Origin of the sequence: Pseudomonas sp. NFX5 (genome assembly GCF_049132125.1) — a bacterium.
In the GTDB taxonomy this organism is placed as follows: domain Bacteria; phylum Pseudomonadota; class Gammaproteobacteria; order Pseudomonadales; family Pseudomonadaceae; genus Aquipseudomonas; species Aquipseudomonas marginalis.
Genome location: NZ_JAFMZG010000031.1, coordinates 106586 through 128248 on the forward strand (window position 1 = coordinate 106586; position 21663 = coordinate 128248).

The 21663-nt window shown below is 61.1% G+C and carries 27 protein-coding genes and 1 tRNA gene; 10 read left to right on the forward strand and 18 right to left on the reverse strand.

The window, feature by feature from the left end; all coding sequences use genetic code 11:
• The first annotated feature begins 37 nt into the window (after positions 1-37).
• The 4 genes from J1N02_RS20990 to J1N02_RS21005 all read left to right on the forward strand — a co-directional run bounded on the left by J1N02_RS20990 (position 38) and on the right by J1N02_RS21005 (position 2719).
• Positions 38-955, forward strand: coding sequence for a LysR family transcriptional regulator (locus J1N02_RS20990; protein WP_391564217.1), 918 nt, complete (start codon positions 38-40; stop codon positions 953-955).
• Positions 956-966: 11 nt separating this feature from the next.
• The gene (gene fos / locus J1N02_RS20995) at positions 967-1377 is read left to right on the forward strand and encodes a fosfomycin resistance glutathione transferase (RefSeq protein WP_368961180.1); all 411 of its coding nucleotides are present in this window, start codon (positions 967-969) and stop codon (positions 1375-1377) included.
• A gap of 54 nt (positions 1378-1431) precedes the next feature.
• The gene (locus tag J1N02_RS21000; protein ID WP_027604357.1) at positions 1432-2073 is read left to right on the forward strand and encodes a LysE family translocator; all 642 of its coding nucleotides are present in this window, start codon (positions 1432-1434) and stop codon (positions 2071-2073) included.
• 118 nt (positions 2074-2191) lie between these two features.
• Positions 2192-2719 (forward strand): DUF4142 domain-containing protein, encoded by a 528-nt coding sequence (locus J1N02_RS21005; RefSeq protein ID WP_027604356.1) that lies wholly within the window; start codon positions 2192-2194, stop codon positions 2717-2719.
• A 54-nt stretch (positions 2720-2773) separates the two neighbouring features.
• Here J1N02_RS21005 and J1N02_RS21010 read toward each other — a convergent pair whose 3' ends face one another.
• Complete coding sequence (locus tag J1N02_RS21010; RefSeq protein WP_027604355.1) at positions 2774-3199, reverse strand: low affinity iron permease family protein; 426 nt, start codon at positions 3197-3199, stop codon at positions 2774-2776.
• Between the two features lie 175 nt (positions 3200-3374).
• On the opposite strand from J1N02_RS21010, the gene J1N02_RS21015 reads away from it, so the two are divergent.
• Positions 3375-4157, forward strand: coding sequence for a GNAT family N-acetyltransferase (locus tag J1N02_RS21015; protein WP_027604354.1), 783 nt, complete (start codon positions 3375-3377; stop codon positions 4155-4157).
• On the opposite strand, the gene J1N02_RS21020 is transcribed toward J1N02_RS21015, so the two are convergent.
• The 5 genes from J1N02_RS21020 to J1N02_RS21040 form a co-directional block, all read right to left on the reverse strand.
• The gene (locus J1N02_RS21020) at positions 4158-4658 is read right to left on the reverse strand and encodes a methylated-DNA--[protein]-cysteine S-methyltransferase (protein WP_027604353.1); all 501 of its coding nucleotides are present in this window, start codon (positions 4656-4658) and stop codon (positions 4158-4160) included. It lies immediately after the preceding gene.
• A 93-nt stretch (positions 4659-4751) separates the two neighbouring features.
• Positions 4752-5093 carry a hypothetical protein gene (locus tag J1N02_RS21025; RefSeq protein WP_027604352.1) on the reverse strand — a complete coding sequence of 114 codons (342 nt, stop codon included), beginning with the start codon at positions 5091-5093 and terminating at the stop codon, positions 4752-4754.
• 88 nt (positions 5094-5181) lie between these two features.
• On the reverse strand, positions 5182-5592 hold the full coding sequence (locus tag J1N02_RS21030; RefSeq protein ID WP_027604351.1) for a type II toxin-antitoxin system HicB family antitoxin: 411 nt from the start codon (positions 5590-5592) through the stop codon (positions 5182-5184).
• A 22-nt stretch (positions 5593-5614) separates the two neighbouring features.
• Positions 5615-5797: a type II toxin-antitoxin system HicA family toxin gene (locus J1N02_RS21035; protein WP_003189411.1), complete on the reverse strand. Its 183-nt coding sequence runs from the start codon at positions 5795-5797 to the stop codon at positions 5615-5617.
• 164 nt (positions 5798-5961) lie between these two features.
• Positions 5962-6858, reverse strand: a complete 897-nt coding sequence (locus tag J1N02_RS21040; RefSeq protein WP_027604350.1) for a LysR family transcriptional regulator — start codon at positions 6856-6858, stop codon at positions 5962-5964.
• Between the two features lie 95 nt (positions 6859-6953).
• On the opposite strand from J1N02_RS21040, the gene J1N02_RS21045 reads away from it, so the two are divergent.
• Entirely contained in the window at positions 6954-8117 is a 1164-nt protein-coding gene (locus tag J1N02_RS21045; protein WP_368961174.1) for an MFS transporter, read from the forward strand.
• On the forward strand, positions 8114-9304 hold the full coding sequence (locus tag J1N02_RS21050; protein ID WP_098480225.1) for an MFS transporter: 1191 nt from the start codon (positions 8114-8116) through the stop codon (positions 9302-9304). Before J1N02_RS21045 ends, J1N02_RS21050 begins: the two co-directional genes overlap by 4 nt.
• A gap of 5 nt (positions 9305-9309) precedes the next feature.
• On the opposite strand, the gene J1N02_RS21055 is transcribed toward J1N02_RS21050, so the two are convergent.
• Positions 9310-9552, reverse strand: a complete 243-nt coding sequence (locus tag J1N02_RS21055) for a DNA-binding protein (protein ID WP_051429321.1) — start codon at positions 9550-9552, stop codon at positions 9310-9312.
• Between the two features lie 403 nt (positions 9553-9955).
• Between J1N02_RS21055 and J1N02_RS21060 the strand changes: the two genes are divergently transcribed.
• Positions 9956-10195: a DUF6124 family protein gene (locus J1N02_RS21060; protein ID WP_027604347.1), complete on the forward strand. Its 240-nt coding sequence runs from the start codon at positions 9956-9958 to the stop codon at positions 10193-10195.
• A gap of 68 nt (positions 10196-10263) precedes the next feature.
• Here J1N02_RS21060 and J1N02_RS21065 read toward each other — a convergent pair whose 3' ends face one another.
• Positions 10264-10569: a DUF6482 family protein gene (locus J1N02_RS21065; protein ID WP_092356542.1), complete on the reverse strand. Its 306-nt coding sequence runs from the start codon at positions 10567-10569 to the stop codon at positions 10264-10266.
• Positions 10570-10589: 20 nt separating this feature from the next.
• The gene (locus tag J1N02_RS21070; RefSeq protein WP_027604345.1) at positions 10590-11114 is read right to left on the reverse strand and encodes a DUF3833 domain-containing protein; all 525 of its coding nucleotides are present in this window, start codon (positions 11112-11114) and stop codon (positions 10590-10592) included.
• 496 nt (positions 11115-11610) lie between these two features.
• Between J1N02_RS21070 and J1N02_RS21075 the strand changes: the two genes are divergently transcribed.
• Positions 11611-11979 (forward strand): hypothetical protein, encoded by a 369-nt coding sequence (locus J1N02_RS21075; protein WP_133822129.1) that lies wholly within the window; start codon positions 11611-11613, stop codon positions 11977-11979.
• 9 nt (positions 11980-11988) lie between these two features.
• Positions 11989-12498, forward strand: coding sequence for a GNAT family N-acetyltransferase (locus J1N02_RS21080; RefSeq protein WP_092356545.1), 510 nt, complete (start codon positions 11989-11991; stop codon positions 12496-12498).
• A gap of 143 nt (positions 12499-12641) precedes the next feature.
• On the opposite strand, the gene J1N02_RS21085 is transcribed toward J1N02_RS21080, so the two are convergent.
• The 9 genes from J1N02_RS21085 to J1N02_RS21125 form a co-directional block, all read right to left on the reverse strand.
• Positions 12642-12715: transfer RNA gene (locus tag J1N02_RS21085), tRNA-Gly, on the reverse strand.
• 110 nt (positions 12716-12825) lie between these two features.
• On the reverse strand, positions 12826-13710 hold the full coding sequence (locus J1N02_RS21090) for an alpha/beta fold hydrolase (RefSeq protein ID WP_027604342.1): 885 nt from the start codon (positions 13708-13710) through the stop codon (positions 12826-12828).
• Between the two features lie 304 nt (positions 13711-14014).
• Entirely contained in the window at positions 14015-14707 is a 693-nt protein-coding gene (locus tag J1N02_RS21095; protein WP_421147685.1) for a 16S rRNA pseudouridine(516) synthase, read from the reverse strand.
• Positions 14697-14903, reverse strand: a complete 207-nt coding sequence (locus J1N02_RS21100) for a cysteine-rich CWC family protein (RefSeq protein ID WP_065938870.1) — start codon at positions 14901-14903, stop codon at positions 14697-14699. Before J1N02_RS21100 ends, J1N02_RS21095 begins: the two co-directional genes overlap by 11 nt.
• A 47-nt stretch (positions 14904-14950) precedes the next feature.
• Entirely contained in the window at positions 14951-18556 is a 3606-nt protein-coding gene (uca, locus tag J1N02_RS21105; protein WP_421147686.1) for an urea carboxylase, read from the reverse strand.
• A gap of 163 nt (positions 18557-18719) precedes the next feature.
• Entirely contained in the window at positions 18720-19349 is a 630-nt protein-coding gene (locus tag J1N02_RS21110) for an urea amidolyase associated protein UAAP2 (RefSeq protein ID WP_421147687.1), read from the reverse strand.
• A gap of 9 nt (positions 19350-19358) precedes the next feature.
• On the reverse strand, positions 19359-20084 hold the full coding sequence (locus J1N02_RS21115; RefSeq protein ID WP_027604337.1) for an urea amidolyase associated protein UAAP1: 726 nt from the start codon (positions 20082-20084) through the stop codon (positions 19359-19361).
• A complete protein-coding gene (locus J1N02_RS21120) occupies positions 20081-20845 on the reverse strand; it encodes an ABC transporter ATP-binding protein (RefSeq protein ID WP_092356554.1) in 765 nt (254 codons plus the stop codon). The genes J1N02_RS21115 and J1N02_RS21120 overlap by 4 nt, the downstream gene beginning before the upstream one ends.
• Positions 20842-21657: an ABC transporter permease gene (locus J1N02_RS21125; protein ID WP_027604335.1), complete on the reverse strand. Its 816-nt coding sequence runs from the start codon at positions 21655-21657 to the stop codon at positions 20842-20844. The genes J1N02_RS21120 and J1N02_RS21125 overlap by 4 nt, the downstream gene beginning before the upstream one ends.
• Positions 21658-21663: the final 6 nt, after the last annotated feature.

Below are 21663 nucleotides of genomic sequence, written 5' to 3' on the forward strand. Positions count from 1 at the left end.
GTCACGCAAATTTAAATTCCAAGTTCTTATGCCGAGCATGCAACTGATGAATGATCTGCGCCGCGTCGACCTTAACCTGTTGGTGGTCCTTGACGCCTTGCTCAGTGAGCAACACGTCACCCGCGCCGCCGAGCGTTTGCACCTCAGCCAGCCGGCAGTGAGCCACGCGCTGGCGCGCTTGCGCGATTTATTGGGTGACCCGTTGCTGGTACGCCAGGGCGGCATGTTAGTGCCCACGGCCCGCGCCCTGGAGTTGGCGGCGCCATTGGCCGAAGCCCTGGCCCAGGTGCAGGCGTTGCTGGCGCCGAATCGCTTTGACCCGGCATCGGCCAAGCGCCGGTTTCGTGTGGCGATGTCGGACTACAGTGCGGCGATTTTCCTACCGGGTCTGGTCCGCGTCCTGCGACGTGAAGCGTCCGGTATCGACCTGCAAATCATCCAGGCCAGCCGCGAAGGCATGGTGGAGGGCGTGCTCAATGGTGATATCGACCTGGCTGCCGGCGTCTTTCCCGACATGCCCGCCGAGCTGCGCACCGCAGCGTTATTCGAAGAGCATTACACCTGCCTGCTGGACCGCAACAGCCTGCCGCAGGGCGGTGCGCTCGACCTGCCCACCTACCTGTCGCGCCCCCACGTACTGTTGGAAATGCGCGGCAGCGGCGCGCCGGAAATCGAGCGGGCACTGACCGCGATTCGCGAGCGACGGCATGTGGCGATCAGCCTGCCGCACTGGGGCGTGGCGCCGCAGTTGATCGAGGGCACGGACTTGATTCTCACCGTATCGTCGCGAGGCTTGCTGAATATTGATCACCCGCATCTGGTCGCCGTGGCGCCGCCGTTTCATATTCCGTCGTTTACCTTTGAACTGGCGTGGCATGCGCGACGGGGCGGGGATTCGGGGTTGCAGTGGTTGATTGGGCAGGTGCAGGGTATGTTGTCCGAAGGCCGCAGATAACAGGAAAAAACATGTTCTCAGGCTTCAACCACTTGACCCTGGCCGTCACCGACGTGAGTCGCAGCGTCACCTTTTACCATGAGTTGTTGCAACTCAAGCTCGACGCCACCTGGGACACCGGCGCCTATTTGTCATTGCCGGGCCTATGGCTATGCCTGTCCCTTGATCCGCTGCGCGACTCGAAGCCGTCGGCCGATTACACCCACTATGGGTTCACTGTCGCTGCGAGTGATTTCGCTGCGCTGGTCTCGCGTCTGCGCGCCGCAAAGGTGCAAGCGTGGCGCGACAATCGCAGCGAAGGCGCTTCGTTCTATTTCCTTGATCCCGACGGCCATAAGCTCGAAGCCCATGTCGGCGACCTGGCTTCGCGTCTGTTGGCTTGCCGCGACAATCCCTATGCGGGAATGCGGTTTTACCCATAGCGCAGGAACGTGCAGAATCCGTCCACCTTCCTACGTTTTGTCAGAGTCGCGCCCATGACCCCCTCCTTGCTGCTCGCCGTCCTCGCTTCGGGTTTTATCTACGGTATTACGCCTGGCCCCGGCGTATTGGCGGTGTTTGGCATCGGCGCCGCCCGGGGGCGTCGTGCCGGGGCGGGGTTTCTGTGCGGGCACTTGCTCGGCGATGTGCTGTGGTGCAGTACGGCGCTGATCGCGATTGTGGGCGCGCGGGAAGTCGGCAGCAGCGCGTTCGATGTGCTCGGCGTGCTCAGTGGGCTGTACCTGTTCTGGCTCGGCTGGCGCGCGATTCGTACCCAGCGTCGCAGCAGTGAAGCCCCCCAGGGCGCGGCGCGGCATCCGTTCTGGCACGGCATCCTGTTCGGCTTGACCAACCCCAAGGCGTATCCGGTGGCCGTGGCGACATTTACTGCATTGCTGTCCAGCCGCGCCGAATTGCTGACCTGGTCGATGCTGCCGGCGTTGATCTTCCTGAGCTTCGTCGGTGGCCTGTTGGCCTACGCGATCCTGATCGGCGTGGTCGGTGCCCAGCGGGTGCGCACGGTGTATCAGCGCCACGAAATCCTCATCACCAGGCTTTGCGGCGTGATGTTTATCGGCTTCGCCATCAATGCCCTGGCCCATGCGCTGCCAGGCCTGTTCGGCAGCAAACCGGCCTGACTGGGCACGACCGTTCGTCGCACGGGCAAGTTTTTTCTAAACCTTTGCCGCCCTGAAAATTCGAATTCAGGGCGAGGTGTCTTTCCCCGCACTTATTTTTGCCCTGGAGGAACCCATCATGAGCCGCATGGCTATCCGGTTACGCACCGCCAGTTTCGCGATGCTGCTGGGCCTCGGCGCCAGCAATGCTTTCGCCCAGTCGCCTGCTGAATTCATCGAGCAGGCTTCGGCCAAAGGCATGGCCGATATCGAAACCAGTCGCATGGCCCACGCCAAGACCTCGTCCCAGGAAATCAAGGACTACACCATCGAGGTGATCAACGAGCGCACCCTGGCCAACCAGCATTTGGCGGCGATCGCCAAGAAGCTTGACCTGCCCGTGGCCCCACGGGAGAAGATCGTCGACAAGGCCGAAACCCTGATGCCCGAACTCAAGGACGGCGACTCCTTCGACGCGGCCTACACCGCGCAGCAAGTGAAGGAAAACGAAGACGCCATTGCCCTGTTCAAGCGCGAAGGGGCGGCCTCGGATGTGCCGGAAATCAAGGCACTGGTGGATGAGACGCTGCCCAAGCTGGAAGAACGTCTGCAAAAGGCCCGAGCCCTGGCCTCGACCTACGGTAAGGGCCATCAAGGCGACGGTTGAGCCTTTCGCTTGATATAAAAAACGGCGGTTGGATCATGTCCAACCGCCGTTTTTTTATGCCTGGTTCAGATCGGTCTTGTTCGGGGCCGCATCGTCGGCCGCGTGGCCACAGCTGCTGTTCAGGCTGACGGTGCCGGTGTTGCCGATGCTGCGGTATTCCTGGCGCAGTTTTTCCAGTTCCTTGCGGTCCAGGCCGTCCAGGCTCAGCACGGCGTTCTGCGCATCCTTGGAGACCCGCAGCAGTTCATCGATCTTGATGTGCAGGATGTCGTTATCGCGGTTTTGGGTGTTCTGGATCAGGAACACCATCAGGAAGGTGATGATGGTGGTCGAGGTGTTGATGATCAACTGCCAGGTGTCGTTGTAGTGGAAGTACGGACCGCTCAAGCTCCACAGGAAAATCAACGCGACCGCCGCATAGAACGTCCGGGCACTGCCTGCCCAACGGGACAGGGATTGTGAGACTGCAGAGAATTTCATGACCGTTTTCCTTAAAGGTGAGTGATGAAAATACTGACCGCAGGCACGCTCTGAAATTTCTTTTTACAACTTAGGGTGTGAGCAACATCGTGCGTTTTCTGCACGGTTCTTAGGAGTGAGCCTACGGCGCTCTGCAGCGATAGGCGCAAGACTGGGTTTTTATGCGGAAATTCCCATGCACGCTGATACCGCCTGCGACCTGCCTACGCTTTATCACCAGACCGAAGATCATTATTTCGCCGCGACGTGCTCGCTGCATCGCCGCTACAACGCCTGTATCAACGCTTACTTTACCGGCGAATATTTCGACCCGTGGAACCTGTTGTTTATCCGGGTCGGCAGTGCCCCGCTGGGGGGGGCTATGACAGCGCCCCTGGACCTGCTTCGTCGTATTTTCCTGGATACGCGCGTCGTGATTCATGAGGAAAAGGTCGGTGCGGTAGCCGAGGCCCTCATCGGGCTGGGCTTTCAGCCTGCCGAAAAGACCACTGCGATGGTCCTCGATCTGTCGGGTTTTGTTTTATCTACGGATGACCGCTCGGTGCAGATCAGCTTGACTCGGAACCTGGCCCACTGGGCAGTTCCCCTTGGCAATGCGTTTTCGATGGCGCCCGAGGGTGTTGCACGTTATCAGGCCCGGCACCAGCGGGCCCTTGAAACGGGCCAATCGCTTTACCACTTCATCCTTTCCACCGAGGGGCAGGTGAGGTGTTCGTTGACTTTATCCATGTGGAATGGAGAGGCACGGCTTAGCGATTTCGGCACGCTCGTGGATTTTCGCGCAAGAGGTTATGGCACGCGATTGCTTCAAGCCGCCCTGCTTCACGCTGCAAGCCTGGGGGCCCGGCGCTGTTTTCTTGAAGCGACGATGGAGGGGATCTCGCTGTATCGCAAGCTGGGTTTCGAAGGCTTATTCGATTACCAGGCTTTTACTCGAGGGCCGGTTGCAATTGCCTGATCAGAAGCTCATTTTCACCTGGCTGCAGTCCTCAAGCGTCAACAGATACTGCTTGGCGTCGAGTCCTCCGGCAAACCCGGTCAAGGTGCCCGAGGCACCAATCACTCGATGGCACGGCGCAATGATCGAGATGGGATTACGCCCATTGGCGGCGCCCACGGCTCGTACGGCTTTCGGGTTGCCAATTTGCCGGGCGATCTGGCTGTAGCTGCGGGTTTCGCCAAAAGGAATAGTCAGCAGCGCCTGCCAGACCTGCTTCTGAAAGGCGGTACCGGTGAAATCCAGTTCCAGGTCGAATGTGTGGCGAGTCCCCGCAAAGTACTCCTTCAACTGGCGCTCGGTTTCCAACAGCACCGGGCTGTCGTTGGCTTCGTGCAATTGACCCAGGCGCACACGGTTGGCGCGCTCGACTTCCCACAGGATGGCACTGAGCTTGCCATCGCGCGCCACCAGGGTGAGCTCACCGACAGGGGAGGGCATGAGCTTGTATTCGTAAGACATGAGCGGGCTCCTCGAGGGGCAGTTGTTAAACGCTACAGGCCTACGGTATTGCCATCCGCCGGACTGAACACTACGTTTCTTGCGGTGGAATTCTCACTGGCCCTGGACATTCCAGTAAACCCAGTTGGAATAGTACGGGTACCAGTAGAACCAGGAAATCCTGTAGAGCCCCATGATGACTGAGGCCTCCCCGATGGCGACCAGGGAAATCAGATTGAACAGCGTGACGATTGCAGCGAATGCGGTGACGCCTCGGCTGGCATGGCGCCTGGCAAACACTACGCCGTAGACGGATGCGGCGATGGATCCGAGCGCCAGCCCCAGCCCCAAGGGGTACGGAAGTCGCACCAGCGCGACCAGCAGTGGCAACACCAGCACCCAGCCGAGTACTTGGCGCAGAACAGGTGTGGATGTGGGTTGTTTGGGTTCAATCATGGCAATAACCCTGGGGCCGCAAGCTCAATGAAGCGACATCATCACGCTATGGATGCAGTGCCGCATTCAGACTTTGCTCCCGTTGCAGCTACCGATCCTGTTGCAGCACCTTGAGCGCCGCCGACGCGAGGAAGCCGGAGCGGCTTTTTTCCTCCGGGTGGTGCAGTACGTATTCATCGATGCGGTTGAGCAGGTAGCCCGGCAACGTGATGTTGAGTTTTTGCGCCTTGCCCAGGTACTTGGTGACATCGATGTCTACAACCGCCCAAGTGCAGCCGGCGTACTGAGGGTTGGCGGCATGCACGGTGACCTTCTGGGCGCTCGGGATCGGCGCGCCGTCTTCCGCGAGGATTTCGAAGTGCCCTTCGATGGCTTCGCGCGCCATGGCCATGGCGTCGTCCAGGTCGTCGCCGGCAGAGTAGCAACCGGGAATATCCGGGACTTCCACGCCCCAGGCGTGATCGTGGTCACCGGTTGAAATTGCGATGGGGTACAGCATGTTCGTTGTCCTCCAGGGACGATTAACTCAACAGAGCTTGTTTCAAAATGCTCTTGGCGGTCTTGTCCAACAGGTCTTTCTTTGGATGGGGGATCGTCACCAAGCCAGGCTTCGTCGGGTGCTTGAAGTGGTGATGACTGCCTCTGATGCGCACCAGGTACCAGCCGTCTGCGACGATGTGACCTATCAAGTATCGGCTATCCACAGCACCTCCTTGTGGTGTGTGTTGGTGGTGACTATAACCACTGAAAATAAATTATCAACACTCTACCTACCAGTCTTCGATGGCCGGTATTTCGGCAGGTGGTGAATGCAGTGTAAAAGCCAGTGGGATCGGCGCTGTGGGGAGGTATTGCGAGGTTTTTCGGGTCATTGCCGGATGTGTAATGCCTCTCCTATAACGGCAAGAAACGCGTCAATCAACACACTGTGTCTTTCGGTCGGCGTCAACACCAACAACTGCGCACACGCATCCGCCTCCACCAAAGGCCGATAAGTCACGCCTTTGTTCATCAAACTCCGGGTACAGGCCGGTACCAGCGCCACCCCTTGCCCGGCGGCCACCAGTGCAATGATCGAAGTGATCTGCCGTCCGGTCGGTCCGGCATGCAGGGGCACGCCATGGTGGCGGTAAAGCTGCTCGATGGACTGGTTCAGCCCCGAGCCGTAATCGGCTGGAAACAGAATCAAAGGATAGGCACTGAGCTGCGCCAGGCTGATGTCGGCCTGGCAGGCCAACGGGCTGTCACTCGACACCGCTGCCACCAAGGGTTCCTCGCCCAACGACAGCGTTTGCACTGCGTCGTTTTGTGGCAACAGCCGGCTCAACCCAATATCCAGCCGTCCATCGGCCACTTGCGCACCGAGACTGCCGGAGGCGCATTCCACCAGGGTCAGTTGCACATCGGGAAAGCGTTGGGCGAAGGCCTGGATCGATTGGCTGAACAGGTCCGACAGGGCAATCGAGCTGACGTAGCCCAAGGCCAGTTGACCCGCTGTCCCTGCTGCCAACTTCCCGGCAATCACCTGAGCCAACTCCACCTGTTCCAACACGCCACGTGCATAGGGCAAGAACGAGCGTCCCTGTGCGGTGAGGGTCACGGTGCGGCTGGTGCGATCGAACAGCTTGAAACCCAACTCTGCCTCCAGCGCTGAAATATGCCGGGTCAAAGGCGGCTGGGCGAGGTGCAGGCGCAGGGCCGCGCGACCGAAGTGCAATTCTTCGGCGACGGTCAGAAAGTAACGCAGCTTGCGTAGGTCGAGCATCCTGATCCTTGGGTATCAATCGGTCGGAATTCGGTATTGGTTTAAGACCCGCCGGCCATTCTATAAAGACCTTTCAAAATAAAACGAGAGGTTTCATGAAACCGCGCCTGCATTGTGCCCGCCTTGCCCTGTTCCTGTGTGGCTGCGCGGCGTTTCTCAACCTCTATGCGACCCAAAGCATCCTCCAGACGTTTGCCGCGCACTTTCATATCAGTGCCAAGGAGGCGGGCTGGAGCATCACCGTCACCACCCTGGCGGTGGCGATCACGGCACCTTTCGTCAGTCGCCTGACCGGACGTTTTGCACAACGCACGGTGATCTCGGTGGCCGCTGTGCTGCTGGCGGTGCCGGCATTGATGACCGCTTATGCCGACAGCTTTGCCGAAGTGCTGGTGTGGCGCTTTGTCGAGGGCATGCTGATCCCGGTACTGTTCGCCACCAGCGTGGCCTACATCGGCGACCGCTGGCACGGCGGCACGGTCACGGAGGTGACGAGTCTCTACGTCGCGGGCACCGTGTTGGGCGGGTTCGCCGGGCGCTTCGTCACCGGAGTCATGACCGAGTATGTGGGCTGGCGTGAGGCCTTTGAAGTGCTCGCAGTGTTGAGCTTGATGGTCGGCGGATTCATCCAGTTTCTGTTGCCGGCCAACCGCCCGCGGACCGTGCAGGTTAAAGCCTCCTCGTCAGGTGTATTTCGCCAGCCGCTGTTGGCCGCATACGCCGTAGGTTTCTGCGTGTTGTTTTCGCAAGTCGCGGCGTTTACCTACGCAGGTTTGTACTTGGGCCTGCCGCCGTTCAACCTCGGGCCTGCGGCGTTGGGGACGCTGTACATGGTGTTCCTGTTGGCGTTGATCGTGATCCCCATCGCTGGACGCCTCAGCAAAGCCCGGCCCCATGCCCAACTGCTGGGTGTCGCCGCCGTGCTGGGCGTCAGTGGTTCGGCGTTGACCCTGATGCCCTCCCTCTGGTGCATCGTAGTCGGCCTGGCGTTCAGTTCCACCGGTGTGTTCCTCGCCCAAGCGGCCGCCAATGGGTTTATCACCGCTACCGCGGGCGATAACAAGACGGGCGCTGTCGGTGTGTATCTCACCTGTTATTACCTGGGCGGCAGTGGTGGCGCCATTGTCCCGGCGCTGATCTGGGAACGTTGGGGCTGGGCCGGTTGCGTGGTGCTGATCATCGGTTTCCAGCTGCTGACCTTGTTGATCGCCTTGACCGGCTGGAAGCCTCTTAAACCTGAGCTGATTCCTGCACCATGAACGACACAGTCGCTGTGCCTTCGCCCGAATCATCGACGCGCCGTCGCGCCTTGTGCGCCGGTTGCAGCGCCCATGCCGTGCATGATGGGCTCACTGATGTGATCTACGTTTTGCTGCCTGTCTGGCAGGCTCAGTTCGCCTTGTCCTACGCCCAGATCGGCCTGCTGCGTGGTGCCTATTCCGGGGTGATGGCCGTGTTCCAATTGCTGGCCAGCCGCGCCGCCAGACGCTGGGGCCGCACACCGATGCTGGTGGGCGGCACGGCGCTGGCGGGTACTGCCTACTTGTTGGTGGGGCAGGCTACAGGGCTGAGCGTGTTGCTGGTGGCGCTGCTGCTCGGCGGCCTGGGCGCCAGCACCCAGCACCCATTGGCCTCGTCGATGATCACCGACGCCTACGAGGACGGCGGTGGGATCAAGCAGGCGCTGTCCCAGTACAACTTCTCCGGCGATATCGGCAAAACCTTGATTCCTGGTCTGGTCGGGCTGCTGCTCACCGTCATCAGTTGGCGGGCCAGCGCCACGTTGCTGGGCCTGCTTGGCCTGGCGGCGGCGGGGCTGTTGTGGTGGCTGATTCCTGCTCAAGCATCCGAATCCACCGCCACAAAAAAAGCCAAGTCCCTCAGGGGTAGCGCCTCCGCCACGGGCCTGCGCGCGCTGATCCTCACCGGCACCCTCGACAGCGCCGTGCGCATGGGATTTCTCACTTTCCTGCCGTTCCTGCTGCAAGCCAAAGGCGCCGGTACTGCTGGCATCGGCCTCGCCCTCACCTTGCTGTTCATCGGTGGTGCCTTCGGCAAACTGTTCTGCGGCTACCTCGGCGCGCGCATCGGCATGATGAAGACCGTGTGGATCACGGAAACCAGCACTGCAGTGCTGATCGTCGCGGCGGTGTACCTGCCGCTCAGCGGGTTGATGGTGATGCTGCCGCTCTTGGGCCTGGTGCTTAATGGCACCTCCTCGGTACTGTACGGCGCCGTGCCCGACCTTGCCGGCGCGGGCAAGCGCGAGCAGGCGTTTGCGCTGTTCTACACCGGCACGATTGGGGGTGGCGCGCTGGCGCCGGTGGTGTTTGGTGCAGTGGGGGATGTGCTCGGCGTGCCGGTGGCGGTGATGGTGTTGGCGGGGATGTTGGGTGTGACGTTGCCGTTGGCGTGGGTGGTGCAGAGGAGTGGGGTTGAGGCTTAAAAGGCTCACTCTCGGGTACTTGGAATTTTTTGCTTAAATGCCACGGAGTCGAACGGCTGAGGTTCTCGGCTGGACTCAACCATCGCCAGTTCTGCCCGGATTTTCTCACGGGCTTTGGCCGCAAAATCGACAGCCCTTAGGAACTCTGATTTATCACCCTCTGCAATCACCTGAGAAAGGTATTCGTGGATGGCTTCCTGGCTGTCGAGCAGGTCAACAATATCGAAAGCGGTCAATGGCTGAGTCATGATCAAACCTGCGTATGCATTTCTGGTGGGCTGGGGCCATGGACAATGATGTGAGTGGTAGGTTGAATTCAAACGTTCTTCAACGGCTATTTGTTGCCAAAAGCTTCGATTTCTTCACGCTTCGAGCATGAGTCTGAACCTTGCGGCATTGCCTACACAACGATCAGACTCGTCCGAGTTGTGCGCCTTGGACGGCCTCTTTAAGGTTCGTCAGCCGCTGCCCATCAGCGGTCGGGTTTAGTAGCCCGATACGATCAACGGCGTACAGCTGCTCTTATGGTGGCTGCACGCAGGGCGTCTTCGGGCGCGCCGGTTTCGTTGATTCGCCGGTCTACTAACCTGCGTACAGCCGCCACCCATTGTTTAGTAGCTCTGGTATGCGGTCCCTAACGAGGATCAACAGATGTGTACTGACTCATGCAATCCATCCGTAAAACTGTTCAGCGTCCGTCCCGAAATCGACACTCAAGCGCTGCTCGCCAACGCCTACGAAACCATCGCCGGTGCAGGTGCCATGACCCACGAGTTCGTCGAAAGCCTGCCCTCTCAACAGCGCTACCTGGCCCTGGCCATTCAGCAGATGATTGAACTGGGCCTGCTGCTGGTCGAGGCTGTTCAGGACCGCGTGGACCGAGCCGCGTAGGTCACCCGTACGGTGTAAACGGCTTGCCTTCCCAGGCCGCCCATACCACGGGGGAGGGGAGCCAGGATTTACAGTGTCGCCGCCAGCGAAAACGGAATGCGCAACGCACCGATAGGCCCTTCACGCGTACCGCACATTTCATCGTGAACGCAGTGTTGCACCAGTACGCAAGGAAACGGCGGAACCCGCTGCAACAGGTCGCGTAAATGCGTGGTGGACCCGATGCGCATCGGCTTGCCCTGATCGTCCAGTAACGTCGCCTCGATGTGCTCCAGCCTGACGCGAGCGATATAGAAACCACCCTCCAGGGACAGCAACTCCAGCTCACGTATTTCGCCTTTCCCGGCCAGCTCGGCCAGCATTTGCATATTCATGATTGACCCTCGCTCGTGGCTCATTGGCGACGAAAGAACAGCGTGACCTGACCCCACTCGACACCGAACTTGGACATGCTCGAGCGGTTGATCAAGGTGTCCTCGTCCATCAGGTACATCCAATCGTCAAAGCTGACTTCGTACACCGAGCCATCCACCGGCAGGTTGAGCCGGTAGCGCCAACGCAGCGCATTACCCGCCACTTCGCCGATCGCCTCGCCCACCACATCCCCGGCTCGTCCGCGCCAGCGTCCTGGGCCGTCCGGCGTCAGTGTCCACACTCGTTGCTGGCGCGTGCCATCGCTGTACAAGAAACGCTCATCCAGAATCAACGCGTTGCCCTCGCGCCGGCTGGCAATATCGACCTCAAAGCGCTTGGCCACTTCCCCCGAACGCTTCTGGAAGATGCCCCAGGCTTTCACCGGTTTACTGAAGAAGCGCTCCAGGTCCAGTTTCGGTTGCTGGTCGGCGTAGTGGTCGACACCCACATTGGCGCAGCTGCTCACACTCAATGCCAGCAACAGTGAAACCCATAGACGCGTCATGACCAGGCTCCTTGAGCGTGCGAGGCGCGATGCCAACGCTTGGGCCTGATACTTGTACATAATTCATTGTTTGTACATGTTTTTGAGTGCGCGAGGGATGTTGAAATTTCGGGCATTGCCTACGCAATCATCGGAAGCGTCGGTGTTGTGCGTGTTGGACGAGGTACTTATGGTTTGCCAGCGACTATCCGCGCTTGACCGCAGCTGTATGCAGGGCATTTGGAGTGTGCTGGTGTCCCGAAAAAAGCTACCCCATAGATCAAATGAGAATGGGTTGAGCAGGCCTTACAGAGCACCAGAGGGGAGAGAAGTGGTGGAAAAAGTCTTATTTGATCGTTTGGCGCAAAGTCTGTGGCAGATGGACGAAATCGTTCGAAGTGAACATGGAGGCGTATCGCGTTCTATCTCACTCAGTCGGGGCAAGTCCGAGAGGCAAGGCCTGAGGATAGGCGTAAAGTCCAATGTGCTAGGATTCACGAATACAGAGGGATGCATCGTGAACAAACCGGTTCAACCAAAAAGCACGCAGCTGACCGCCGACAAGGTGTCGGCTGCTTTGTCAGACGCCGACGCGGTGGTTGAGCGACATGCCTCGAAAAGCCTGGCAAGTAGTGCGTTCAGTCGCACCAGTGGGCTTAAGACTCGTTCAATGCGTGCTACGCATCTTTCGAGTGTGGAACGCGAGCTGGCAGAGCTCAAGAAAGTTGTAGCAGCGCTGGCTGTACGCTCTGTCGCGCATGAAGAAATGGCTTTTGATTTGGACCTTTACGGCGTCACTGTGCTTGATGCCGGTACCGCACACCAACTGTTGGATACGCCACCAGAGCCGACAGAGGCTCTGCAAAAATTGCTCGCCTTGCGCTAAGGCCTCTCAATGGATTTCATTACCGTCAATTTTAACAAGTCTATTGACCGTTCTGCTTTCGATTGTGAAGTTCACCCAGCGCTAAACGCTTATATCGCCCAGCACGCAGGGCAAGACGAAAAGCGCAACGTTTCTCGAACATTCATGTACATCGAAAGGGGCATTTTGCTCGGCTACTATGCTTTGGCGAATGCATCTGTTGCGGTTGACGAACTGAGTGAAGACCAAAAAAAGCGGATGCCCGGATACCCCATGCCGGCAGTGCTTTTGAGTCGTTTGGCGATTGATAAAAGCAGGCAGGGCGTGGGGCTTGGCCAGCGGCTCATGTCCGACTTCTTCAGGCGGGTTTATACGGTGTCCAAACAATCGGGCGTAGCGTTTGTAGTCGTGGATGCTAAAGATCAGAGAGCTGCAAGTTATTACCAGGCTAAGTTGGGTTTCGTGGCGTCAACGAATAATCCTAGGCGTCTAATATTGTCCACTGCAACTCTGATCAAAGGATTCCGGGCGGTGGCTTGAGTTGCTGGTGAGCAGGAAGAATAAGTAGAGGCGTCCCCCAATAAAGCTGATTCTGGAAAGCCCATAAAAAAACCGGCCACCAAGGACCGGTTTTTTTATGCATCCCCCGCCAAAATCCTGCCGGCGTGGAATCTATGTCTGAGTGGAGCGGGTGAAGGGAATCGAACCCTCGTTATCAGCTTGGGAAGCTGGAGTAATGCCATTATACGACACCCGCTCAGAGCGGCTGACTTTGTACCAGATGTGCGCCGGGATTTGAAGTTTTTCTTCGGAATTTGTGCAGCTTGCCGTGGCGAGCACGTCCGTTCGCCACGGCAAGCCTTCATTTCAGATGGCGAATGCATGCTGCGTCTGGCCCTGGTGATAACGCAATCGGCTGGCTTGCCGTTCCGGTTTCAAAAAGCCCACCACCGCGTCCCGGCTGTCCCGGCAGGCGGCCTTGTGCTCCATATCCAGGAAGTGCCCCGTCGCCTGGATGGTGCTGAAGCTGCTCTTCGTCACGTACTGCCCGAACTGCCTGGCATCCTCGGCGCTGGTGTATTCGTCCCATTCGCCGTTCAAAAACAGCACCGGCACATCGATCTGCCGCGCGGCCTTGAGGTAGCACAGGCGGTCGTTGTGCAGTACCTGGCTGATGTGAAAATGCATCTGCCCGTATTCGTGCTCGGCCAGGCTGCTCACATGCTTGTAGTTGAAACGCTTGAACAGCGACGGCAGGTGTTTGCCGATGGTACTGTTGATCAAGTGCCCGACGCGGTCGCGGTCGAGGTTGCCGAGGTAGTCGACGCCACGCTCGAGGTAGTCGCGCATCGGCGCGTTGATCACCGGCGAGAACGAGCTGATCACGGCCTTTTCCACACGCCGTGGCCGCTGGGCGAGGGCCACCAGGGTGGCGGCGCCGCCCCAGGAGAAGGACAGCACGTGCTCGGCGGCGAAGTGGTCGATAAGCTCCAGGAGGATCTGGCCTTCGACTTCCTTCGTCAGCATTTGCTCATGACGGTTATGGATTTTGGAGCGACCGGCGTAGGGCTGGTCGTACAAAACCACATTGAATTGCGGGTACAGGCTTTTCACGGTTTGGGCGAAGGAGGCCGTGGTGGCCAGCGAGCCGTTGACCAGGATGATGGTCTTTTCAGCAGCATCCGCGCGGTAGAACTCCGTGTAAACCCGATACTGACCCTGTATATCCAACACAGCGATTTCTGGCCTCATGTCGTAAGACTCCTGGCAAGCGGGTAGGGCGCGCAGATCACTCTGCACGAGCTTTATGACAGGTAGGCATACGCCTGGAAGATGAGAGCCCATGTCGGTCCGATGACGGCTGGCCGACGGCTGTTGTTAGGGCGGGCTGTTTGCCTGGGAGGCCCGTAGATCAAGCGCGGGCGGGGCAAGGTGTTTCTTGGAGGTTATAGGCGACTCGCCAGTCATAATTTGGCTGACGGTTTGATTCAAGCAGTAGACCGGGGATGCCGCAAGTCGCGCAAATGGGTTTTTGCCATCACCGGCCGAACGGTCGTCAGACCTGTCGGATTTCTTCCTCGGACAGCGCCCGGTACTTGCCGGGCGCCAGGGCCGCATCCAAGCGAAATGGGCCCATTCGCTCACGGTGCAGGCCGATCACTTTGTTGTTGAAGTGCCCGAACATGCGCTTCACCTGGTGATAGCGGCCTTCGATGATGCTCAGCCGGGCCAGGCGTGGCCCCATCAGCTCCAGCTCGGCCGGTTGCGTGGTCAGGTCTTCAAAGGCGAAATAAAGGCCCGCTGCAAAGGTTGCCGCGTATTCGGGGCCGATGTCCTGCTCCGTCTCTACCCGATAGACCTTGGGCAACTTGGTCTGCGGTTGCGTCAGGCGCCGCGACCACTGGCCGTCGTTGGTGATCAGCATCAGGCCGGTGGTGTTGAAATCCAGGCGGCCGGCGATATGCAGCTCGTCTTTGTCCGGCTCATCCAGCAGGTCCAGGACGGTCGGGTGTTGCGGGTCTGAGGTCGCGCTGACGCAGCCCTGGGGTTTGTGCAGCATGAAATAGCGCGCCGCTTTGCCCACCTGCAGTACGTCATCGTCCACGCACACGCGGCTGAATTCGCGCACTTCATGATGAGGGTCGCTGACTGCCACGCCATCCACCTTCACCCGCCGCTCCACCAGCAACACGCGCACTTGCTGGCGATTGAAACGCGGCAGGTTGCTGAGGAAACGGTCAACGCGCATTGCGAAGCTGCTCATCCACCTGAGCACAGCGCGGGCACAGGCAGGCTGTGTTGCGCAATGCATCGGGCAGCGCTTCAAGCACCGCCGGGTCGATGGTGACGCTGTAGCACCAGCACGGCTGGTCGGCGGTGCGTGGGTCGGCCAGGGTGCAATCGTTGCGGGCCCCGCAGGCGGGGCAAAGGGTTGGCGTGGTCATGGTCGGTGGGGCAGGGCCTCGGAAGTCCCTGCACGATACAGCGCCGGTCAGTCCCGTTCCAGCACCACGACCCGTTGGCCGGCGCCAATGCCGCTGCCCGGCTGCACCGGGATTTCCCGCACCACCCCGGCAAAGGGCGCCAGCACCGGGATCTCCATTTTCATCGACTCCAGAATCACTAGCACATCCCCGGCGGCAACCCGCGCACCCACGGCCACCGGCACCTGCCAGAGGTTGCCGGCGATAGGGCTGTCGATGCTGTATTCATTGGCCTTGAGCAGCGTGTCTTGCGCCGCTGGCGCCGCGAGCTCTTCGCTGTCGAAATGCGCCTGGCCGCTGACGATCCAGCGCTCACGCTCGGCATTGAACGCCTGTTGCTGTTGTTCACGAAAAGCACTGATCCCCGAGGCTTCCCGCGCAAGAAATGCCTGGTAATCCGCCAGGTTCAGGGTGCTCTCCTCGATATCCAGCTCGAAGCGTCCCAGGGGGAAATCCCGACGAATCCGTACCAGCTCATCCGCGCTCACGGGATAGAACCGAATCTGATCGAAGAAGCGCAGCAGCCACGGCTTGCCGTCAAACGCCGCCACTTCGCGATAGCGGTTCCACATCTGCAAGGTGCGCCCGACAAACTGATAACCGCCGGGCCCTTCCATGCCGTACACGCACAAATACGCGCCGCCGATGCCCACCGAATTTTCGGCGGTCCAGGTGCGGGCCGGGTTGTATTTGGTGGTCACCAGGCGATGACGCGGGTCCAGCGGCGTAGCCACCGGCGCGCCGAGGTAGACGTCGCCCAGGCCCATCACCAGGTAGCTGGCGTCGAACACGGTGTGGCGCACTTCATCGAGGTTGGCCAGGTCGTTGATGCGACGGATGAATTCCAGGTTGCTCGGGCACCACGGGGCGTCCTTGCGCACGGTGGTCATGTATTTTTCGATGGCCAGTTGGCACGCCGGGTCGTCCCAGGACAGCGGCAGGTGCACGATGCGCGAGGGCACTTGCAGGTTTTGCCGGGTGCACACGGCGGTCCACTCGTGGCTGATCAGTGCGATCAGGTCGGCGAGGGGCAGTTGTTCCGGCTGGTAGTGGATCTGCAACGAGCGGATCCCGGGCGTCAGGTCGATCACGCCCTTCAGCGCTCGGGTTTCCAGGGCCTGCATCAGGGCATGGGCGCGAAAGCGCAGCACCAGGTCCAGCTCCGGCGCGCCGATTTCCAGCAGCAGGTGGGTGTCGCCGGCGAGGCGCGCGACCAGGCGGGTGTCGGCGTGGCCGATGTCCAGGATGATGGGGGATGCCAATTGCTCGATGCGGGCGGCTGACCGAGTTGGTCCCATCGCGAGCAAGCTCTGCTCCCACAGGGTTTCGGCATTCTTTTGATCCCAGTTCAGGGCAAGGTCGCGGGCGGTCTTGAGGTCCACCGGTTCAAAGCGAACCTTGTCACCGGCCTTGAGCTGGCCGAGTTGCCAAAGGTCCGCCTCGATCACCGTCACCGGGCACACGAAACCGCCCAGGCTCGGCCCGTCCGGTCCCAGGATCACCGGCATGTCACCGGTGAAATCCACCGCGCCGATGGCATAGGGGTTGTCATGGATGTTCGATGGATGCAGCCCCGCTTCACCGCCATCGGTACGCGCCCACAATGGCTTGGGCCCGATCAGCCGAACACCGGTGCGGCTGGAGTTGAAATGCACTTCCCACTGCGTGGCGAAGAACGTGTCGATGTACGCCGGCAGGAAGTATTCCGGTGCGCCGTGGGGGCCGTAAATCACCCGCAGTGTGCGGACCTCCGGCAGCGGTTCAGCGACTGATTGTTGCCCGGCGTTCCGGTCTTCCAACGGCAACAGATGCAACACATCGCCCGCCCGCAAGGCGCGCCCGCCATGCCCGCCAAACTGGCCGAGGGTGAAGGTGCTTTTGCTGCCCAGATAGTCCGGCACTTGCAGCCCGCCACGCAGGCACAGGTAACTGCGCGCCCCGGCGCCGGCGAGGGTGCCCAGGCTCAGGACCGACCCGGCCTCAATCAACAACGCGGTGTTCATTGGCACGGCTTGATCATTCAACCGCAGCGGGATTTCAGCGCCGGTCACGGCGACCACCGCCGCGCAATTGAAGCGCAGCAGCGGCCCGCTCAGGGTGATTTCCAGCGCCGCTGCTCCCTCCTCGTTGCCCAGCAGGCGATTGCCCAGGCGCAGCGCGCGGCTGTCCATCGGCCCCGACGGCGGCACGCCCACGGCCCAGTAGCCGAGGCGGCCGGGATAGTCCTGCACACTGGTTTGCGTGCCTGCGCTGATCACTTCAAACGTGGCGGCCACGTAGACCAGGTCTTCCAGGCACCGCGTCCACGGCCGGCCATTGGCAAAGGGCGGAGCCAGCAGGATTTGGCGCAGGTAATCGCGGTTGGTTTCCACGCCGTACAACCGACTGTCACTCAACGCCCGGTGCAGATCCAGGCGCGCCTGTTCGCGGGTGGGCGCCCAGGTGATGAGCTTGGCGATCATCGGGTCGAAGTACGGCGGGATCTCGCAGCCGGCTTCCACCCAAGTGTCGATGCGCAGGCCCTCGGCCAGCGGGAAATCCACACGGGTCAGCAAGCCGGGGCTGGGCTGGAAATCGCGGCCCGGGTCTTCGGCATACAGGCGCGCCTGGATCGCGTGGCCCCGGGGGGTTAACTCGAGTGTGTTCAGCGGCGGCATTTCCCCGGCCGCCAGTTGCACCATCCAGCGCACCAGGTCCACGCCCCATACCTGTTCGGTGACGCCGTGTTCCACCTGCAAGCGCGTGTTCACTTCGAGGAAGTAGAAGCGCCCGTCAGCACTGTCATAGATAAATTCCACGGTGCCGGCGCTGCGGTAGTTCACGGCCTTGGCCAGGGTGATGGCGGCGGCGCACAGGGCCTCGGCCATGCCTTCGGGCAGGTTCGGCGCCGGGGTTTCTTCGAGGACTTTCTGGTTGCGCCGTTGCACCGAGCAGTCGCGCACGCCGAGGGCGATCACTTCACCGGCGCCGTCGCCGAACACCTGCACTTCCAGGTGGCGCGCGTGCTCGATGTACTTCTCGATAAACACGCCGGCATCGCTGAAATTGTTCTGCCCCAGGCGTTTGACCGCCTCGAAGGACTTGCTCAACTCCACGCTGCTGCGGCATACGCGCATGCCGATACCGCCACCGCCGGCGGTGCTTTTGAGCATCACCGGGTAGCCCACGGCGTCGGCGGCCAGCAACGCAGAGGCGAGGCTGTCGAGCAGTTCGGTGCCTTCCAGCAGCGGGATCTTGTGTTGCTTGGCCAGGGCGCGGGCGGTGTGCTTGAGGCCAAATACCCGCAGCTGTTGCGGCGTCGGCCCGACAAAGGCGATGCCGGCGTTTTCACAGGCTTCGGCAAACGCGGCGTTCTCCGACAGGAAGCCGTAGCCGGGATGGATCGCCTTGGCCCCACAGGCCTTGGCGGTGGCGAGGATTTTGTCCACCGCCAGGTACGTACTGGCCGCTGCGCCTTCACCGAGGCTGTAGGCCTCGTCGGCTTGCTGGATATGCAGGCTCGCCGCATCGGCCTCGGCGTACACGGCGATGCCCTTGACCTGCAGCTCGCGCAAGGTACGCAGGATGCGGCAGGCGATGGCGCCACGGTTGGCGATCAACAGTTTTTCGAACATGGCAAAACCCTGCGGGCCGTCCCGCAAAGTGGGGGAGCACTGCGGTCGTCCGCAGTGGGTGCAGTCAGTGTGGATCCCAGATTGGCGCGTTATTGTTTGCGGATGCACTGCCCGGCTCGGGATTGGCACAGGGCAAACAGCCAACGGCGCAGGCGCTTGAGTTTCAGTTCCATACCAGCAGCTCCGCAGGGGTGGGGTTGTAGGCGTTGCATGGGTTGTTCAACTGCGGGCAGTTGGAGATCAGCACGATCACATCCATCTCCGCCCGCAGGTCGACGTACTTGCCGGGGGCGGAAATGCCGTCTTCGAAGGTCAGCCCGCCGTCGGCCGTCACCGGCACATTCATGAAGAAATTGATGTTCGGCCCGATGTCGCCTTTGCCCAGGCGGCCGTCGTGGGCACAGGCGCGCAGGTAGTTGTCGCGGCAGCTGTGCATGTAGCGTTTTTCCAGGGCGTAGCGCACGGTGTTGCTCTCTTGGGCGCAGGCGCCGCCGAGGGTGTCGTGGCGCCCGCAGGTGTCATCGACGATGGTCAGCATCGGCTGGCCGAGGTTGGAATACAGCACGCTGTCGGTGCCCAGGTACACGCTGTTCTGCCGGCGCAACGTGCGTTGCACGTCGTAGCGTTCACGGGGGTTTTTCACGCTGTAGAACAACGTGTCGACGGCCTGGTTGCCCTCCAGGTCGAGGATGCGCAGGGTCTGCCCGGCCTTGACCTCCATCAGCCACGGTTCGCCGGCGGGGATGGTTGCGCGGTAAACGGCCGCGTCCGGTTGTTTCAGTGCGATAGACATGGCAGCTCCTCAGGCGAACAGGCGGTCGGTGTTGATAAAGCCGCGCTCGTTTTCCGGGCGCGAGGTGCGGCAGTGTTCGGCGACGCTTTTGTCGGCGTTCATCCAGCTCAGTTTCAGCGGTTGCGGGGCGTATTGCGGGTTCGGGTCCATGGGGTGTTGCAGCGCGGTGAGCACTACCAGGGTGTCCATCGGCGCGTAGAGCTCGATGTAATCGCCGGCCTTGGAATGGCCCGGTACAAAGTGCAGGCCTCCGTCGCTGTCCACCGTGACTTTGCTGAACAGGTTGAGGGTCATCAGCAGGTCGGACAGGCCCAGGCCCCACTTGCCCAACTCCACCAACAGGTTGTCGGTGCCGTTGCGGAAGAAGCCATTGCGCAGTTCCTGGTAGCGGCCCTGGCCGTATTTCTCGGCGACTTCGGCGGCGCACAGTACGCCGCCGATGCTGTCGCTCCAGCCGCAGGTGTCGGCGGTGATCGCGGCCAGCACGCGGCCCATGTCCGAGTACAGGCAATGGCCGGTGGTGAGCTTGGCGGTGTGTTGGCATTTGAGACTGTCGGGCAGGTTCAGGCGCTCGGTTTTTTCGTTGGCGTTGAGCAGGGTCAGGCTGACGTTGGCGCCGCCGCGCAGGTCGGTCAGGCGCAGCAGTTGGCCGCGCTTGAGCACGAACGAACGGTGGCCGCCGCCGGGCAGCATTTCTTCGGCAAAGGGTGGGAACAGTTGGGTGGAATCGGTCATTTGGACGTGGCTCCAAGTTCGGCGGCGAGCGCCTTGCGGCGTTCGCTGTTCAAAGGGATGTCGTAGGTGATGCGCGCGCCGTAGGCGCCGGGGGCGTGGGGATCGACGCGAACCTTGTCGAACACCAGCAGGCGCGTGCCGAGGCTGAAGCCTTCGCTCAGGTCATGGGTGACCATGAACACCGTCAGCCGGGTTTCGCGCCACAGCGCCAGCAGCAGCTGGTGCATGTCCTTGCGAATGCCCGGGTCGAGGGCGCCGAAGGGCTCGTCCAGCAGCAACACGCGGGGTTTCATGATCAGGGCCTGGGCGATGGCCAGGCGTTGTTGCATGCCGCCGGAGAGCTGCGCGGGGTACTTGTCCAGGGCGTGGCCGAGGCCGACCTTGTGCAACAGCGCGGCAGCCTGTTCCCGGGCGTCCTTTTTGGCTTTACCGAACAGCCGGCCCAGCAGGCGAGAACGTGGCAGTTCCAGGCCGAGGGCGACGTTGTCGAGCACAGTCAGATGTGGGAACACCGAGTAGCGCTGGAACACCACGCCACGGCTGGCATCCGGCTCGGCGGCGAGGGCCTGGCCGTCCAGCAGGATCTGGCCCTTGCTCGCGCTTTCCTGGCCCAGCAGCAGGCGCAGGAAAGTCGACTTGCCACAGCCGGACGTGCCCACCAGCGTGCAGAATTCACCCTCGGCGACCTGCAGGTTGAGACCTTCGAGCACCACCTGATCGCCATAGCGCTGCCACACATTATTGACGCTGATAAAACTCATGCCCGCGCTCCTTCGTACCAGGGGAACGCACGCCGGGTCAGGGCCTTGAGGCCCCAGTCCATCAGCCAGGCGAGCAGGGTGATCCACACCACATAGGGCAGGATCACGTCCATCGCCAGGTAGCGCCGTACCAGGAAGATCCGGTAGCCCAAACCGTCGGTGGAGGCGATGGCTTCGGCGGCGATCAAAAACAACCACGCCGAGCCGAGCATCAACCGCAGCGAGATCAACAGACGCGGCAGCAATTGCGGCAATACCACACGCAGCATCAGGGTCCAGGTGGAGGCGCCGAGGGTCTGCGCCTTCACCAGCAGCTCGACCGGAATTTCCCGCGCGCGCTGTTCCAGGTCTCGGGCCAGGCACGGGGTGACGCCGATGACGATCAGCATCACCTTGGACAATTCCCCCAGCCCGAACACGATGAACAGGATCGGCAGGATCGCCAGCGGTGGCACCATCGACAGCACCGTCAGCAACGGTGACAACGGCGCGCCAAACAGCGGCAGCGTGCCGGCGGCGATCCCCAGGCACAGGCCGGCGAGGGCGCTGATGCCCAGGCCGATGGCGAGGCGCCGCAGGCTGGCGGCGCTGTCCTGCCACAGCACGTATTCGCCGGTGCGGGTGTCGGCGTTGAAGGCCAGGCGCTTTACCGCGTCAAGCATTTGCCCGGCACCGGGCAGCAGCTTGTCGTTGGGGTTGTCCGCCAGGCGCTCGGCCGAGCCCACGAAGTAGGCGAACAGCAGCAGGGCGAACGGCAGCAGCACCAGCAACAGGCGGCTGGAACGGTCCGGGTGACGGTTGATCAGGCGCATGGCCGG

Bases quoted from the DNA above. Each gene is read 5' to 3' on its own strand.
- J1N02_RS20990 (WP_391564217.1), top strand. From the start codon at position 38: ATGCAACTGATGAATGATCTGCGCCGCGTCGACCTTAACCTGTTGGTG.
- fos (WP_368961180.1), top strand. From the start codon at position 967: ATGTTCTCAGGCTTCAACCACTTGACCCTGGCCGTCACCGACGTGAGT.
- J1N02_RS21000 (WP_027604357.1), top strand. From the start codon at position 1,432: ATGACCCCCTCCTTGCTGCTCGCCGTCCTCGCTTCGGGTTTTATCTAC.
- J1N02_RS21005 (WP_027604356.1), top strand. From the start codon at position 2,192: ATGAGCCGCATGGCTATCCGGTTACGCACCGCCAGTTTCGCGATGCTG.
- J1N02_RS21010 (WP_027604355.1), bottom strand. From the start codon at position 3,199: ATGAAATTCTCTGCAGTCTCACAATCCCTGTCCCGTTGGGCAGGCAGT.
- J1N02_RS21015 (WP_027604354.1), top strand. From the start codon at position 3,375: ATGCACGCTGATACCGCCTGCGACCTGCCTACGCTTTATCACCAGACC.
- J1N02_RS21020 (WP_027604353.1), bottom strand. From the start codon at position 4,658: ATGTCTTACGAATACAAGCTCATGCCCTCCCCTGTCGGTGAGCTCACC.
- J1N02_RS21025 (WP_027604352.1), bottom strand. From the start codon at position 5,093: ATGATTGAACCCAAACAACCCACATCCACACCTGTTCTGCGCCAAGTA.
- J1N02_RS21030 (WP_027604351.1), bottom strand. From the start codon at position 5,592: ATGCTGTACCCCATCGCAATTTCAACCGGTGACCACGATCACGCCTGG.
- J1N02_RS21040 (WP_027604350.1), bottom strand. From the start codon at position 6,858: ATGCTCGACCTACGCAAGCTGCGTTACTTTCTGACCGTCGCCGAAGAA.
- J1N02_RS21045 (WP_368961174.1), top strand. From the start codon at position 6,954: ATGAAACCGCGCCTGCATTGTGCCCGCCTTGCCCTGTTCCTGTGTGGC.
- J1N02_RS21050 (WP_098480225.1), top strand. From the start codon at position 8,114: ATGAACGACACAGTCGCTGTGCCTTCGCCCGAATCATCGACGCGCCGT.
- J1N02_RS21055 (WP_051429321.1), bottom strand. From the start codon at position 9,552: ATGACTCAGCCATTGACCGCTTTCGATATTGTTGACCTGCTCGACAGC.
- J1N02_RS21060 (WP_027604347.1), top strand. From the start codon at position 9,956: ATGTGTACTGACTCATGCAATCCATCCGTAAAACTGTTCAGCGTCCGT.
- J1N02_RS21065 (WP_092356542.1), bottom strand. From the start codon at position 10,569: ATGAATATGCAAATGCTGGCCGAGCTGGCCGGGAAAGGCGAAATACGT.
- J1N02_RS21070 (WP_027604345.1), bottom strand. From the start codon at position 11,114: ATGACGCGTCTATGGGTTTCACTGTTGCTGGCATTGAGTGTGAGCAGC.
- J1N02_RS21080 (WP_092356545.1), top strand. From the start codon at position 11,989: ATGGATTTCATTACCGTCAATTTTAACAAGTCTATTGACCGTTCTGCT.
- J1N02_RS21090 (WP_027604342.1), bottom strand. From the start codon at position 13,710: ATGAGGCCAGAAATCGCTGTGTTGGATATACAGGGTCAGTATCGGGTT.
- J1N02_RS21095 (WP_421147685.1), bottom strand. From the start codon at position 14,707: ATGCGCGTTGACCGTTTCCTCAGCAACCTGCCGCGTTTCAATCGCCAG.
- J1N02_RS21100 (WP_065938870.1), bottom strand. From the start codon at position 14,903: ATGACCACGCCAACCCTTTGCCCCGCCTGCGGGGCCCGCAACGATTGC.
- uca (WP_421147686.1), bottom strand. From the start codon at position 18,556: ATGTTCGAAAAACTGTTGATCGCCAACCGTGGCGCCATCGCCTGCCGC.
- J1N02_RS21110 (WP_421147687.1), bottom strand. From the start codon at position 19,349: ATGTCTATCGCACTGAAACAACCGGACGCGGCCGTTTACCGCGCAACC.
- J1N02_RS21115 (WP_027604337.1), bottom strand. From the start codon at position 20,084: ATGACCGATTCCACCCAACTGTTCCCACCCTTTGCCGAAGAAATGCTG.
- J1N02_RS21120 (WP_092356554.1), bottom strand. From the start codon at position 20,845: ATGAGTTTTATCAGCGTCAATAATGTGTGGCAGCGCTATGGCGATCAG.
- J1N02_RS21125 (WP_027604335.1), bottom strand. From the start codon at position 21,657: ATGCGCCTGATCAACCGTCACCCGGACCGTTCCAGCCGCCTGTTGCTG.